Below are 14,911 nucleotides of genomic sequence, written 5' to 3'. Positions count from 1 at the left end.
GAAGAGGAGGAAAAATGAAAAAGATTCTTATCGGCATCGCTGCATTTTTTATGCTTCTTTTTGCGGCAGTCATTGCTCTCCCTTTTATCGTCGACATCAATGATTATCGCGATGACATTGAAAAGGTGGCTGAAAAATCTCTCAGGGCTGATGTTGAAATCGGACGACTTGAACTCTCCTTCTGGCCTTATCTCGGAGTTCGTGTCTCTCAACTGAGTCTCAAGCATCTTCCGGCGCCGCAGTCCGCTTTTGCAGGAGCGACGGTCCTGACCCAAGAGAAGATGGATTTTCAAGTTCATCTGAAAAGTCTTTTTCATGGAAAAGTGATAGCATCCTTGCATCTGCAAGAACCTTCGGTGCGTCTGATCAAAAACGCATCGGGAACGAATATTGCAGACCTTCTTCTGCACAAAGAAAATGAGACTTTATCCCAAACACCGACGACGCTTCCGAAGTGGATGAATCGTATTCTGATTGAAGAAATTGAACTGACCGGAGCATCGTTGTATTCTACCGATCAAACGGTTTCTCCCGTAAAAGAAGATATTATTGCGCCTCTTGATCTTCGGCTTTCACATATTCAACTTGCTGATCCCAGCAAACCTATCGAAGTTGAGCTCGCACTTCGATATCAAAACATTCCTCTTCAGATGAACACTCCGGTATGGCTGAATCTACCTGAAGATACGGTTCGTGTGGGGGAGGGGACATTACATCTTGCAAGTGAAAAACTGACGTTTGCATTTATGGTCAAAGGATTTCAGACAGAAGCTCCATCCCTTGATGGTGAGATAAAAGCATCTGAGCTGGATTTAGGTGCGCTCGCTTCATTGACCTCAAACAAAGAGAAACCGGTTGTTTCAGGAAAACTGCAACTTCAAGCGGAAATTCATGGAGCTGCAACTGCACCGCAATTTGCTGGTTCGTTGTCTTCAGCTTACGTCAAATATGATGTGTGGGAGTTAAAAAATCTCAAAGCATCTTGGAGCGCAACTTCAGAACAAGCCAAGCTTGCACATTTAGATTTCGAAATTTTTGAAGGAACTGGTCATGCTGAAGGTGTCGTGGGGTTAGCCCCTGGCTCGCGTTATGATGTTCGCGCACAACTGACAAAAATAAATATTACACCTCTTGTTTCTGCTATGACCGGTGCTGGTGATGTTTCACTTCATCTTCACGGAGAGCGTGTGGTGGGTAAAGAGGTAGAGCATGTGAATGGAGCGGGCGAGGTGCGGCTCGTCGATGGGAAAATTCAAAGTATGAATTTGGTGCAACAAATTCTTTCTGATGAGCTTCTCAATATTCTAAAGCTTGCATCTGTAGGAACGCCGCAAACGGTCGATCTACCGGGTCGTCAAGTGGAAGGGACGCCATTTCGAGAGATTCGTTTTCCTTTTACGATTCAAAAAGGACGACTCCTTGTGGATCAGATGCAACTCGAACATCAAGACTATGCAGCTCTTTTTCAAGGGAGTGTTGGGTTTGATCGTTCATTAGATCTCAAAGGACGATTTTTGCTTCCCCCTGAACTTTCAGCGCGACTTCTTCCCAACGAGCGGATTCGTTCTTCTCTTGTCGATGCGTCGGGAAAGTTTGTGATTCCGCTCCAATTGACGGGGACAATCATGCAACCGCTTGTGTTGCCTGATGTGGGATATGTGAAAGAGCTTGCGGCCACAGCAGCGCAGAAGGCGCTGAAACAAGAAGTGCAACAGCGCATTCAAGAAAAAATAATGCCCAGCATTCCTTCAAGTATTCCTGAAGAGACAAAGCCAGATGTTCCAGACGTCAAAGAAAAGATAAAAGACATTTTTGGACGATAAATTATGGTTGTTTCATCTCACAAACAGCAAGCGCTCAAACAACGAATGGAAGAGCTTGGCATTCGTGAGGAAGATCTTGAGGAGCAGTTTGTCCGCTCGGGTGGGAGCGGAGGTCAGAAGGTCAATAAGACCTCTACCTGTGTCATGCTTCATCATCTCCCGACAGGGATTCAGGTGAAATGTCAGAAGACGCGGATGCAAGCGCTCAATCGCTACTATGCGCGTCAATGGCTGATGGAAAAAATCGAAGCGCAGAAGAAAGGGCGAGAAAGCGCAAAACAACAGCAGATCGAAAAAATCCGACGTCAAAAACGAAGACGATCACGTAAAGCGAAAGAGAAAATGTTGGGTGAAAAAAGAAAGCGTGGCGAGAAAAAACTTCTTCGACGTTCAGTTGAACCAGAATGAAATTTTGGACTATGTCATTCTCGCGAAAGCGGGAATCTCATGAGATCCCCGTTTCCACGGGGATGACAAACCACTACGGCGCATTTTCAATAATATTCCAACAGTCGATCCATTGATGCCCAAGTGTTAAATGCGCGCACGCATTTTCAATCGCGGTCACGTCAAGCGTGAGTGTGGCCTCTGGTATTGCGGAACAGTCGTAGACTTCATCTCCTGTAAATTGGATATTTGGAATGGAAATGTTGGGAGGCGTTCCACTTTGGGCAGCAGATGTATGCTCATTCGAAGCGACAATGGCTGTGGTATCGCCATTCCAAGATTGGACATCATTAAAAGTAAACTGTTCTGTGTCGAAGGTATTTGAAAGAATCGTAGTTGCCGCTCCATCACCAAGAGCAAGAAGTCCAATATCATAGGTGCTTGCTGAAGGAGAGACGTTGCCATCAATCAGTTGACCTGAAGCGTAGAGTTGATTTTCAAAATTTCCCGAAAAGCCATTGAACGTATAGGCCCCTGCTTCGTAACCGCTCAGGGTGTAGGTATTTGCTCCTTGGACAAAAACTTGTTCACCGCGATAGGTGTTTCCGAAAAAATTCAAGACAGAACCCGTGAGAACAGTTTTTGAAGTATAAAGACGGTTGGTATTGAGTTCTCCCCTGACGTCAATTTGATAAGTTCCAGCGATATTCTCTGCAGCGACTGATCCTTCGCTATGCATGGTCATGGTATTGCTCTGAATTGTTTGAGAAAGAAATCCCGTAAGTGTTCCGTTCGCGCAGGTTTGCATCGTAAAGTCGGTAATTTGTCCTAACGTATTTCGCAAAACTTTTACTCGAAAGTGGTCGATCAAACCTGCTGCAGAAGTGAGCGCAAAGGTATGAAAAACTCCATCATAAAATTGTGCGTCCGAAAGTCCAAAGAGACCCGAGGATGCCATCGTTTGAACGAAACAAAGAAGAATATCGCCGAGAGCCGCATCATTGATGGCCTGTTTCACCGCATTTGCAGTTCGGCACATGGCGATGGAACTATTGACATCAAAGGCACTGCTTCCAATGCTCCTCAACGAAAGACCGGTGGTTGCTGCTTTGGTCAGGGGAGCATTTTTTGCAAGACTTCCAGACGCTGTGACAACAGGAGAGGTAGCGCGAGGGAGTTGATCGATCGTTGCGACTTGAACCGCGATTGAAGTGGTTGGGCTTGTTATGGAAGTTCCGCCGCAAGCGCTCCAAAAGAGACTGAATGCAAAGATACTGAAACTGATGCTTATGAAGCTCATATTCTCCTCATTGCCTCTTATTCATAAAATGGTGTATCATTCACAAAATGCGAACGACAGATAACCCTTATGAGAACTCATGAATACGATCAAGCCTTTTCGGCTCCTTCCTGGTGATCGTATCGGAATCGTGGCCCCTGCCTCTTCGTTTCGCAAACGCGGGTTTTTGCGAGGCGTGGAAAAGCTCAAATGGTGGGGATTTGAACCGGTATATCCTCGGCGCATTTTTTCGCCACCTCGTAATCGAACGCTTCGCTATCGCAACAAAGCTCGCGAAATCATTCGTATGTTTCAAGATCCAAGTATTCATGCGATTTTTTGCGCCGAAGGAGGTTACGGTTCTATTGCGCTTATCGAGCATCTGGAACAAGTCGATCTCTCGGCGTATCCGAAAATTTTTGTCGGTTTTAGCGATATTACCGTTCTCTTACTCTATTTTCATATGCGCTATGGATGGATCACGTTTCACGGACCAACGCTTGCTTCTGAAATTTATAAAGGCATGCCTCCTCGAAAAGAAGAATCGCTTTTAAAAATTCTGACGCAGACGGCGCGCCCCGGCGATATGACGCATCAAGCTCTTGACGTTATTCGACCAGGAGAAGCGCGAGGTCGCATTGTGGGAGGGAATATGATGCGACTTCTCTCTACGTTTGGAACGCCCTTTGAAATTGATACGCGAGGAAAAATTCTTTTTCTCGAAGAAGTGGATGAAGGATACATGGCCATTGATGGAGCCTTGCATCAATTAAAAGCCGCAGGGAAATTTGATCAGGTGAAGGGAGTTGTTTTTTCCGAAATGGTGGGCTGCTTGCATAATTCCAAAAGAAATGTGCGAGAATATTTAAAACGATATTTTCATGGAGTTTCTTTCCCTGTCTTGTGGGGTTTTCCATCTGGACATGGTGTGGAAAATTTTACAATGCCTATTGGCGCTCGTGTTTTGCTGAGCTCTCGAAAGAAATGTCTTCTTTTTGAAGAATCAGGAGTTCGATAAGAAAAAAGGGGCGTGAGAAACGCCCCTTTTACGGAAATCAGTGGACGAGAAGTTACGATGCGACGATTTGTACATTCGTTGCTTGTTTTCCTTTTGGTCCATCTGTGATTTCGAATTCAACGGTATCGTTTTCTTTGAGCGTCTTGAATCCGTCTCCGCCAATGGCAGAGAAGTGAACAAACACATCTTCTCCTCCGTCAACAGGAGCGATAAATCCATATCCTTTTGCGTTGTTAAACCATTTTACTTTACCGCGTGCCATCGTCATTTCCTTTCTGCGATTGGAACGTGTGAAGAGATCAAACAAAAAACCGCGATTCCTCATCAGGAGTTCGCGGCATCCGTAACTATTACGTTGTTTGACTACATTTCACAGCCCAATCCATACCCTTCATGCTTTAATGAATGGTACACTATTTTTTCGTATAAAGGCAAATAAAATTTTGATACGATGTCAGTCATATCAATATGATAGGAATTTTTCATGGAACAAATGAAACTTTTTTCTGGGCTGGAAGTTGATCGCATTCAAGAACTTCGTTTGCTTTGTCAGCGATGTGAGTATCGTGGAAGCGATCTTGTTTTTAATGAAGGCGATCGCGGTGATGCGCTTTATCTTATCGAATCAGGACAGGTGATGGTCAGCAAAAAAGATCATCATGATGATGAAGAGATTTTAGGTGTGCTTGAACCAGGAGAATTTTTTGGTGAGATGGCGCTTCTGGATCGCTCTTTTCGTTCAGCGCGAGTCACTGCGCTCGAGCAAACAGTTCTTTTAGTTCTCCCTTCGGAAAAATTGGAACAATTTCTTCAGCACAACCCGCGCGCTGCAATGATGATCTATCGGAACTATGCCATGCATTTATCCGGACGACTTCGTTCGGTTTCCGACATTTTTAAGAAAATTGCGATTGAGAGTAAAAAATTAAAGGGCGAAATTGAGACGATTGTTCCGGGAATTATGAGCACGGTTACAGATGAATTGCGCTCTCCCGTTGAAGTCATTCATAGTGTTTCACAAGTCTTAGATGATGTGCTGATGGATGAAATTCATCGGAAAAAATTTCTGGCAAGTATTCGTGAACATACCGATCATCTTGCTTCTCTGTTGGATGATATTTCCAGAATTGTTCAACTGCAGCAGCAAGAGACAAGTGTGAAGAAGGAGTCTATTTCGGTGGGGACAATTTTTGAAAAGTTAACGACTTCATTGCAATCAAAGGCGCAGAAAAAACATGTGATGATTGAGATTGATCCTAAAGCCAAATCGTTAAAAATTCCAATGCATCGTTCGCATATGGAGCGCGCTTTTTTTCATCTTTTGGATCGTGGGATTAAACAGAATCGGGACGGAGGAACGTTGTCAGTGTCGATTGAACAGATGCATGAAGGGAAACGGCCTTTGGTGGCCATTACCTTTCGCGATGAAGGAGAGGGAAAACCATCGCCTTCTTCCGAAGGCTTTGGGCTTGCACTTGTTGAACATCTTATTCGCGCTCATGGAGGAAAGGTTCTTTTAAAGAAAACAAAAGGAGGAAGTGATTTGACGGTCTCACTTCCGCTCGACTAAGAGTTGAGGTTTTATTTTTTCAAATTCGTTCAAGATTTGAGATGGAACCACACAATCTTTTTTCGAAATTTTCACATCGAGATCATCATAACAATCAATAGTCATAATGGCTCCAGATGAAGTGACATTTGCGGTGGCTATTTTTTTTCGTTGATAGAGAGCATCATACATATGAATTTGAACTGAGGAACCATCTTTTGCCGTTGCGCGCGCTCCTTCCATGTCGCCATACGTTGAATACCACACGACATCATCAGCATCAGGACGATAGTGGAGCTGATATTGATGAACCTTCAATTTGTCAGTCATCGGTTCATCTGCAGCGTTGTAGAGTTTTTCAAGAGCAACTCTTCCTTGAGTGTCATATTCAAAAAGATAAGCGCCAACATTATTTTCATCGACGATCGGTTGGGATTGCGCATCGCGAAAACTCCGTTTCAGAAGACGACCCTTGGTGTCAAATTGTTGTTCGGTGATGGGGATACACTCTTTGCTTTGGCAAAAGATTCCTTCTTCATCAAAACGTGAAATGCGAATGGTATTGCCACGATCATCCACTTTGAACTCTTCGATGGCAGCTTTTTTCTGACGATGTACCACGAGTTCTTGATGTGTTCCATAATAGTGAACGCGTTTCATGTGACCAAATTCATCAAACTCATATCGATACATTGCCACACCTTCACTATTGAGAATGAGTTGACCATCTTTGCCGTAATAGTACCGTTCTCTCGCGCGTCCCTGTTCATCATACGTCCAGCGATATTCATGAACCCCAATACGATTGGTCGCTGGATTCCCAGCTTCATCGAAATACGCTTCCGAAATGCGATGTCCACGCTCATCATGTTTTAAACGTTGTTCTGCATATCCCCAAATACCGATGATCGGGTTTTCTTTTTCATCCAGAAGCACGGCTCGCGCTTCATTGCCGCGTTCGTCATATTCGCGGCGAACAATGGCAGCATGATATTTTGGATTCATCATCAATTCATTGCTTTTATTATAGAAAGCAATTTCAATTTGATTGCCAAAAGCATCCGATTTAAAACGCCAGGTTGCTGCTCCTTGATAACGTTCGGAAAGATTTCCCTCTGCGTCAAATGCTTGAATCTCGCTCATATATCCACGCTTGTCATAATCGATGTGGAGGACAGAAAATCGGGTGGAGTCATTGATGAGTTTTCCTTCAGCCGCATAGCATTCAAAAACAGTCAATTTCCCTGCTTGATCATACGTTGTTTTTGAAATAGCGCAGCCATTATGTCCCAGTGTTGGCTGTAATTTTTCATCCAAGCAAGAAGTTTGCGCGACATCGCCTTTTTTATCATATTGAAATGAAACGACGTGACATAACTCTCGTCGAGATGATGCAGGCTCTTCTTTTTTTCCATAATAACTGCGAGAAATTTGATTTCCGAAAGAATCATTCTCAATTTTGACGAGAGCATAACCTTCATGGGTGTTGATGAAATTTCCTTCGGTATCAAAATAACCTTGCTCCGTAACGTTTCCGCGATCGTCATATTTTAATCGCACTTCTGCGTATCCGGCGCTGCTGATCAGCAGCGATTCATCTCTCCCTAAAGAGGTTCTGCTGATTGGATGTCCTTTGTCATCATATCGATAGCGCACGGCGTGAATTTGTTGATGATTCACTGCCGGCGCATTGGTGATGTCATGATAATGAAGGCTTTCAATGCGACCATTTGCATCATGTTCGATGCGGATGAGATGAATGCCTGTTGCATCGGCGGTTGGATTTTTTTCTTCATCAAAGAAAAGAAGTTCTTTAAGCTGTTTGTTTTCATAGACAAAACGTCGTGAAGCCCAACCAAAACGATTGGTCTTTGCTGAATTTGCGCAACTAAATGAAATTTCTTCTGTCGGAAACCCATCCTCGGAAAAAAGAAATCGTTTGATGCAGATTCCATCGTTGGTTTCAATGGGAGAACTATTGCGATCAAAATAACGTTCTTCACTAATGTTGCCCGAAACGTGGAAAATTCTTTCCAGAAGAGCATAACCTTTGGTCATTTCTTTTGGAGTGCCATAACGATCCGTGGCAATTTCTTTTTTTAAAAAGCCATGATTATCATATTCAAAGGTGATGGTGGCAATGCCATCTTTGTTTTCAATGAGATTTCCGAGTGCGTCATAATGTTCTTGTTTGAGAGTTCTTCCCTTTTGATCAGAAGAGAACAGATAAATCGCTACGCCCAAAGCGTCATTGCGAAGCGCTCCAAAGGCGTTTCGGTTTTCTTGACGCATAGGCGAGCCACGTTCATCAAAGCGGTATCCAAAACTTGAAATTTGATTTTCCAACGTGGAAACAAATCCTGAAGCATCATGAATCGTGGCCACTTGTCCCTGCTCTTTAAAAAGGAGTTTATGTTGAAGAATGCCGAAATCATCATAGACTCGTTTTTCAGAAACGCGACCTTTCGCATATGAAAATTCAATGACGGGATATTCTCTGCGCGCAGTCTTCTTTGTCTGAAAAGACCAAAATTCTTCGATGTCTTCAGGACGAATTCCTTTTTTATTGACCATCTCCATCCGAATGACTTTCGAACCTTTCTTGATAAGCTTGATATATTTTTGCAGCTTTGCTGCCTCTGAGATTGATAAAGAATCAATGGGATGAGGAGCGTGATATAAAAATGTCACTGATGAGGTGAGAAGTATATGGGTCGCGAAAAAGAAGGAGTAGATAAAACATGCGCTCACAAGGATCGTAAGGGTGGGGACTCCCCATCGAATGGGAGGGAATTTGAGAAGACGTTCGATTTTTTCACGACGTGTTTCGGGAATGGGAGGAGCTTCAGAGTCAAAAAGAACGCGATAGATATCGGGAACGTCCGTGATATTTTTTAACTCTCGGACACCAAGTTTTTGAACTTGAAATCGAGCGCGGTTTTTGATCTGAACCCATACTTGTTGAGTTATGGTAATTCCGCCGGGAGGTGGAAGCGTTTGAACCCGCGCTGCGAGATTGACTCCTTCTCCAAAAATAGAACCTTCTTCGACAATGATGTCACCAACATGAATTCCAATACGTGTCCAAAGTTGTTTTTCCGGAGCTCGAGTTTTATTAAATCGAGCGAGCTCCTGTTGAAGGGCAACGGCACACTCGACTGCTTGCAATGCGCTCTCAAAGATCACGAGAAAGGCATCGCCAATCGTTTCGCGTTCTTCGCCTTCATGGAGACGCACCAGACGGCGGACGATGTCGCGATACAGTTTAATAAGACCAACAGCGGTCGATTCATCACGTTCCATCATCGTGGTGAATCCTTTGATGTCCGTGAACATGATTGCCGAAAGGCGTCGGCGCCCAGTGCTCGATTTGCTGAGTTCTTCGTCAGTAGGATAGAATGAATCGTCGCTCATAATTTTATTGTAAAGTATTCCTACAGTATTTTAGCATTTCACTGCAACCATGTCATGAGGGCTTTTACCCGCCTCCGCAAAAATTTGTCATGTGGGCGGGTATCACGCCGTAGTCCCCCAAACATTATGGGCGACGAAGGCGGATGCTTCGGCGCGCGGTGTAGATTGACAATTTTATTGTTTCCCGCTCTTCTCCAAGCCATGGAAAGACTCCTTGGTGCTCATGTTTCAACTGCAGGTGGTGTTTCTCAGTCGTTTCTTATTGCCGACACATTGCAGTTAAGAGCAATGCAAATTTTTGCGAAAAATAATAATCAATGGATGTCCAAACCTCTTGCCGTAAAGGAGATTGATACTTTTCATGCGCGGCGTGCCGCTTCCGGGTTACAAAGTATCTTTTCACATGCCGGTTATCTCATTAACCTTGCGTCACCCGATGAAGAGATCTCCTCAAAATCATTTGCTTCCATGCTTCAAGAGCTGACGCGTGCTGAGGAGCTTCAGCTCGCCTTTGTGGTGCTTCATCCTGGCGCTCATATGGGAAAAGGGGAAGCTCAGGGTTTGAAAGTTGTAAGTGAGATGGCCAATCGCCTTTTTGATCACACTCGCGATTCTTCTGTCAAAATCGCTTTTGAAATTACTGCCGGACAAGGAACCTGTTTGGGTTATCGTTTTGAACATCTCGCAGAAATTCTTCATGGTGTTGAAAATAAAGAGAGAGCGGTTGTCTGTTTTGATACCGCACATGCTTTTGCTGCAGGTTACGATTTTCGAACTATCAGTGGTTATGAACAGATGTGGAAGCATTTCAATGAAACGATCGGTCTTTCAAAACTGTGTGCGATTCATCTGAATGATTCCAAAAAAGATGTGGGAACTCGTGTCGATCGGCATGATCACATTGGAAAAGGTTTTATCGGTCTTGAAGGTTTTCGTCATCTCATGAATGACGGAAGGTTCCTCGCACTTCCCATGGTCCTTGAAACACCAAAAGAAGGAGATCCAGAAAAGTATGATGCCGAAAATCTTGCGAAGTTGAGAGAGCTTATTCGTTGAAATCTGGAGTTTTCTTCTGTTCCCTTTTTATTTTTACAAGTCCAACGGTTTTTCCGGAAAGAGGATTAAAGAGGGAAGAGGTTGCGCCCTCAATGGGGGTGTTGCCATTGACTTCCACTTTCGTGATGACCTTCGGGGTTTTGCCATCTGCATAAGTGTGGAGGCGTTCGATGATTTCCTGGCCAGGATAACAACCCTTTTGTCGAGCATAGGCGTGTTGGAGATTCCCCTCCAGAAGAATATTTTCTTCAGTCATATCGACACCATATTTTGGAATGCCAGCTTCAATGCGCACCAGCTCAATTGCCTGAGAGGATATCGGTGTCGCTTTCTTTAAAAAATATTCGCGAATATTGTCAGCGCTCTTTGTTGTCGTCATCACATACCAGATCGGTTGATCATAGAGATCTTCAAACCAGAAAAAAGTCATCTCTTCGGTTGCATATTTCAAACGAAATGGTTCGGTTGGAATTTCATTCCAACGCTCGCTGAGAATTTTTTTTGCCATTGGTCCCACCAGCAGAAAGAGATGATGTTGATCACTTTCATTGCTGATGTTCACTTGATCTACAAAGATCATGCTTGTGAGCATCTGCTCTGTTTTCTGAAGGGTTTCTTTTTCAGCGATGATACGACTGCCTTCTTCGCTGCACTTGATCAGTTGAAAAAGTGTTTTCACTTTTCCTTTGCGATCACAAAGTGCGTTCCATTGAATGCCACCGATAGGTAATTTTTGGACATTATTTGTCAGAAGGCGGTGGAGGAATGTCGTGGTGTCAGGTCCCTTAAGGCGCAGATGTGCAGCGGTGCTTTCAACAAAACCACATCCTTCTTGAAGCGTTAGTATTTCTATCTTGAAGTTTTCCATGGGAGCGATATCAAGCCTTTTCCTTGCGAAGGCAAGGAGAAACCGATAGTCTTTTTGTTCACAATTTTGCGAGGATGGCGGAATTGGCAGACGCGCCAGACTTAGGATCTGGTGGGGTAACCCTTGGGGGTTCGAGTCCCTCTCCTCGCACAGAAAGGATTTTATGAAGGCAAAACTTGAACAGATCAATTCGATTTCACAAGCGATAGTGGTGGAAGTTACAGCAGAGCTTGTCGAAAAGAGCCGGCAAAAAGTTTTGAGCCGCTTAGCAAAGGAAATCAAAATCCCTGGATTTCGAAAAGGAAAAGTTCCTGCTGCTGTGGTGGAAAAACAGCTCGGTGATAATCTTCAGCACGAAGTTCTCGAGCAAGTGGTGCGCGATAGTTATCCCGATGCGCTTCGGGAAGTGGAAGCTCGTCCCATTAGCGATCCGAAAATTGAACCCGCAATTCTGACGAAGGGAGAGGGCTTATCGTATCGTGCCACGTATGAAATTGTTCCTGAACTTGAACTCAAAAAATATACCGGTCTTCATCTTGAACGAGAACCGCATGAAGTGACTGACGAAGAGATGCAACAAGAGCTGCGTCGTCTTCAAGAGCGGATGACACAGCTTGAACCTGTTGAAGGAGAAGGTCTGGCCGAAGGCATGATGGGGCGCATCAACTTTAAAGGGACAGCAGATGGAAAACCGTTTAAGGGGAGTGAATCCAAAGATTTTGTGGTCGATATCGGAAGTGGACATCTCTTGAAAGAATTTGAGCATGAGCTCAGCGGAATGAAAAAAGGGGAGAAGCGAAACATTCATTTTGTCTATCCAACAGATTATTTCAATCAAGAGGTGGCAGGGAAAAAAGGGGCGTTTGAAGTTCAACTTACGGATCTTCGTCGAAAAGTTGTTCCCCATCTCGATGACGAATTTGCGAAATCCCTCGGGAGCTATGAAACTTTTGAAAAACTTCAGGAGGAATTAAAAAATCGTATTCTCGAAGCAAAAAAGAATATGACACGTCGTTCGCTTCATCGACAAGTGATGGAGAAACTTGCCGAAGAACATCCGATCGAAGTTCCACAGACGATGGTTCAGGCAGAGCTCAATGGAATGATCGAACAACTCCATCGAGATCTTCAGCGGCAGGGCAAAACGCTTCAAGATGTTGGAATAAATGCCGAACATTTTGTAAAAGAGAACTATCATGAAGCCCTTCTTCGCACCCGAGGCTTTTTAGTCATCAGCGCTATTGGCAAAAAAGAGGGTTTGCAAGTCACTGCCGAAGAAATAACCGAACGAATTCAAACGATTGCAGCCGCCTCCGGACAGAAAGAAAGCGAAGTCAGAGCTCATTTTGAACAAAAAGGACTGATCAGTCGTTTAGGATCTGAAATATTTCTCGAGAAAGCCCTTGATTTCGTAGCGGGGAAGTCTAAAATTAGAGACGTCGATCCAAAAAAAGAGAAAAAAACGAAAAAATCTGGAAAGAAATCGTGAAAAGTGAGGGTCGACCGAACTGCTGCGGAGAGCAGTTCGTAGCGACCCGAAAATGCAAGTGGTTTTGTAACGGAGGGTACGAAATTGGTAAATGTGCTCAGAAATGAACTGATTCCAATGGTTATCGAGCAGACGCACCGGGGGGAGCGAGCCTATGATATCTATTCCCGGCTTCTGAAAGATCGCATTGTCTTTATTGGTCAACCCATTACCGACGACCTTGCTAACGTGATTATTGCCCAGCTCTTGTTTTTAGAGTCCGAAGATCCAGATAAAGACATTCATTTATATATTAACTCTCCCGGGGGAGCAGTGACGGCGGGGTTGGCGATTTATGATACGATGCAGTACATTCGCCCGGAAGTTTCGACTCTGTGTATGGGTCAGGCGGCGAGTATGGGGGCAGTGTTGTTGGCAGCCGGAGCAAAAGGGAAGCGATTTACCCTTCCGCATGCGCGCATTATGATTCATCAGCCCCTTGGTGGATTTCGTGGCCAGGCTTCGGATATTGAAATTCATGCCAAAGAAATTTTGCGGATGCGTCAGAAGCTCAATGAACTTTTAGCAAAGCATACAGGACGTTCTCTCGAGAAGATTTCCACTGATACAGATCGCGATTTTTTCATGGGATGTGAAGAAGCGAAAGATTACGGCATCATCGATGAAGTGGTGTTGTATCGCCCTCATAAAGAAAAGCACATCAGTGAACTTCCGAGCAAGGGGAAAAAGTAATGGTAAAGGAGGAACAATGACGAAAACGATTGATGATCCCACAAATCTTTCGTGCTCGTTTTGCGGCAAAAGTCAGCGTGAAGTGCGCAAGCTCATTGCAGGACCTACGGTGTATATTTGCGATGAATGCATTGAACTCTGTAACGATATTATTGCAGAAGAAAATGTTCGATCGCGTCAACACGATGATCGATTCGGTGTCCCAAAACCTCGCGAGATCCACGATATTTTAGATGAATATGTCATCGGGCAAGAGCGCGCGAAAAAAGTTTTGTCGGTTGCCGTTCACAATCATTATAAACGTATTGAACAACGCGTGCGTCCTTTAGCGGATGATGTTGAAATTCAAAAATCAAATATTCTGCTCGTTGGCCCAACAGGTGTTGGAAAAACACTTCTCGCGCAAACACTCGCGCGACTTTTGAAAGTTCCGTTTGCGATTGCGGATGCAACGGCTCTGACGGAAGCAGGCTATGTGGGCGAAGATGTCGAAAACATTGTGCTCTCGCTTTTGCAAGCTGCTGATTACGATAAAACCAAAGCAGAACGCGGCATCATCTATATCGATGAGATCGATAAAATCGCGCGTAAGTCAGAAAATCCATCGATTACGCGAGATGTTTCTGGTGAAGGAGTGCAGCAAGCGCTTCTCAAAATCATTGAAGGGACGATTGCGAGTATTCCTCCCAAAGGAGGACGAAAACATCCACAACAAGAATTTATTCCGGTGGACACCTCGAACATTCTTTTTATTATGGGTGGAACGTTTGTGGGTCTCGAAGATATTATTGAACGACGCATTGGTGAGAAGAAACTTGGCTTTGGTGCTGAAGTCAAAGGAAAGACAAACAAGCGATTGGGTGAGCTTCTCTCCGAAGTGCAGATCGAAGACTTTTTGAAGTATGGAATGATTCCAGAGTTTATGGGCCGTATTCCGGTGCTGGCAACGCTCGATGAACTTGATGAATCAGCGCTTGTTTCTATTTTGACAGAACCCAAGAATGCATTGGTGCGTCAGTATCAGCGCCTTTTGGAATTTGAAAAAGTAAAGCTCAACTTTGCAGACGATGCGCTCAAAGCTGTGGCGCATGAAGCCATTCGAAGAAAATCGGGCGCACGAGGACTTCGTGCGATCCTTGAAAGTGTGATGTTAGAAGTGATGTATGACATTCCTTCACGCGAAGATATTCGCGAAGTGGTGGTCAACGAAGAGGTGATTACAAAAAAAGCAAAACCATTGATGGTGTATGAAAAGAAAGCTGAAACAGCTTAAAAATAATAATAAAGGAGAACTCC

Annotated in this window: 11 protein-coding genes and 1 tRNA gene; 9 read left to right on the top strand and 3 right to left on the bottom strand. The window is 44.3% G+C overall.

Annotation, left to right across the window (positions count from 1 at the left end):
- The first annotated feature begins 14 nt into the window (after positions 1-14).
- Positions 15-1,823 carry a hypothetical protein gene (locus A3C46_02045; protein OGQ23496.1) on the top strand — a complete coding sequence of 603 codons (1,809 nt, stop codon included), beginning with the start codon at positions 15-17 and terminating at the stop codon, positions 1,821-1,823.
- 3 nt (positions 1,824-1,826) lie between these two features.
- A complete protein-coding gene (locus A3C46_02040; protein OGQ23495.1) occupies positions 1,827-2,231 on the top strand; it encodes a peptide chain release factor 1 in 405 nt (134 codons plus the stop codon).
- Positions 2,232-2,304: 73 nt separating this feature from the next.
- Here A3C46_02040 and A3C46_02035 read toward each other — a convergent pair whose 3' ends face one another.
- Entirely contained in the window at positions 2,305-3,510 is a 1,206-nt protein-coding gene (locus A3C46_02035) for a hypothetical protein (protein ID OGQ23494.1), read from the bottom strand.
- Between the two features lie 79 nt (positions 3,511-3,589).
- On the opposite strand from A3C46_02035, the gene A3C46_02030 reads away from it, so the two are divergent.
- The gene (locus tag A3C46_02030) at positions 3,590-4,507 is read left to right on the top strand and encodes a hypothetical protein (GenBank protein ID OGQ23493.1); all 918 of its coding nucleotides are present in this window, start codon (positions 3,590-3,592) and stop codon (positions 4,505-4,507) included.
- Positions 4,508-4,559: 52 nt separating this feature from the next.
- On the opposite strand, the gene A3C46_02025 is transcribed toward A3C46_02030, so the two are convergent.
- On the bottom strand, positions 4,560-4,769 hold the full coding sequence (locus A3C46_02025) for a cold-shock protein (GenBank protein OGQ23492.1): 210 nt from the start codon (positions 4,767-4,769) through the stop codon (positions 4,560-4,562).
- Between the two features lie 222 nt (positions 4,770-4,991).
- Here A3C46_02025 and A3C46_02020 point away from each other — a divergent pair, with 222 nt between their 5' ends.
- Entirely contained in the window at positions 4,992-6,077 is a 1,086-nt protein-coding gene (locus A3C46_02020) for a hypothetical protein (protein ID OGQ23491.1), read from the top strand.
- Here A3C46_02020 and A3C46_02015 read toward each other — a convergent pair.
- Positions 6,060-9,470 (bottom strand): hypothetical protein, encoded by a 3,411-nt coding sequence (locus A3C46_02015; protein OGQ23490.1) that lies wholly within the window; start codon positions 9,468-9,470, stop codon positions 6,060-6,062. The genes A3C46_02020 and A3C46_02015 overlap by 18 nt on opposite strands.
- Before the next feature lie 201 nt (positions 9,471-9,671).
- Between A3C46_02015 and A3C46_02010 the strand changes: the two genes are divergently transcribed.
- From A3C46_02010 to A3C46_01990, 5 genes are all read left to right on the top strand, one after another.
- Positions 9,672-10,526: a hypothetical protein gene (locus tag A3C46_02010; GenBank protein ID OGQ23566.1), complete on the top strand. Its 855-nt coding sequence runs from the start codon at positions 9,672-9,674 to the stop codon at positions 10,524-10,526.
- A gap of 936 nt (positions 10,527-11,462) precedes the next feature.
- Positions 11,463-11,544, top strand: a tRNA-Leu gene (locus tag A3C46_02005).
- A 13-nt stretch (positions 11,545-11,557) separates the two neighbouring features.
- Positions 11,558-12,883, top strand: coding sequence for a trigger factor (locus tag A3C46_02000; protein OGQ23489.1), 1,326 nt, complete (start codon positions 11,558-11,560; stop codon positions 12,881-12,883).
- Positions 12,884-13,000: 117 nt separating this feature from the next.
- Positions 13,001-13,615, top strand: a complete 615-nt coding sequence (locus A3C46_01995) for an ATP-dependent Clp endopeptidase, proteolytic subunit ClpP (GenBank protein ID OGQ23488.1) — start codon at positions 13,001-13,003, stop codon at positions 13,613-13,615.
- Positions 13,616-13,631: 16 nt separating this feature from the next.
- Entirely contained in the window at positions 13,632-14,888 is a 1,257-nt protein-coding gene (locus tag A3C46_01990) for an ATP-dependent protease ATP-binding subunit ClpX (GenBank protein ID OGQ23487.1), read from the top strand.
- Positions 14,889-14,911 lie beyond the last annotated feature (23 nt).

The sequence above is a fragment of the Deltaproteobacteria bacterium RIFCSPHIGHO2_02_FULL_44_16 genome (genome assembly GCA_001798185.1).
In the GTDB taxonomy this organism is placed as follows: domain Bacteria; phylum UBA10199; class UBA10199; order 2-02-FULL-44-16; family 2-02-FULL-44-16; genus 2-02-FULL-44-16.
Note: the sequence above shows the minus strand (reverse complement) of the source record. Positions and strands in the feature narration are given on the sequence as shown.

Excerpts from the sequence above, each read along its gene's own strand:
- A3C46_02015 (OGQ23490.1), bottom strand. The coding sequence starts at position 9,470 with ATGAGCGACGATTCATTCTATCCTACTGACGAAGAACTCAGCAAATCG.
- A3C46_02030 (OGQ23493.1), top strand. The coding sequence starts at position 3,590 with ATGAATACGATCAAGCCTTTTCGGCTCCTTCCTGGTGATCGTATCGGA.
- A3C46_02040 (OGQ23495.1), top strand. The coding sequence starts at position 1,827 with ATGGTTGTTTCATCTCACAAACAGCAAGCGCTCAAACAACGAATGGAA.
- A3C46_02010 (OGQ23566.1), top strand. The coding sequence starts at position 9,672 with ATGGAAAGACTCCTTGGTGCTCATGTTTCAACTGCAGGTGGTGTTTCT.
- A3C46_01995 (OGQ23488.1), top strand. The coding sequence starts at position 13,001 with ATGGTTATCGAGCAGACGCACCGGGGGGAGCGAGCCTATGATATCTAT.
- A3C46_02000 (OGQ23489.1), top strand. The coding sequence starts at position 11,558 with ATGAAGGCAAAACTTGAACAGATCAATTCGATTTCACAAGCGATAGTG.
- A3C46_02025 (OGQ23492.1), bottom strand. The coding sequence starts at position 4,769 with ATGGCACGCGGTAAAGTAAAATGGTTTAACAACGCAAAAGGATATGGA.
- A3C46_02035 (OGQ23494.1), bottom strand. The coding sequence starts at position 3,510 with ATGAGCTTCATAAGCATCAGTTTCAGTATCTTTGCATTCAGTCTCTTT.
- A3C46_01990 (OGQ23487.1), top strand. The coding sequence starts at position 13,632 with ATGACGAAAACGATTGATGATCCCACAAATCTTTCGTGCTCGTTTTGC.
- A3C46_02020 (OGQ23491.1), top strand. The coding sequence starts at position 4,992 with ATGGAACAAATGAAACTTTTTTCTGGGCTGGAAGTTGATCGCATTCAA.
- A3C46_02045 (OGQ23496.1), top strand. The coding sequence starts at position 15 with ATGAAAAAGATTCTTATCGGCATCGCTGCATTTTTTATGCTTCTTTTT.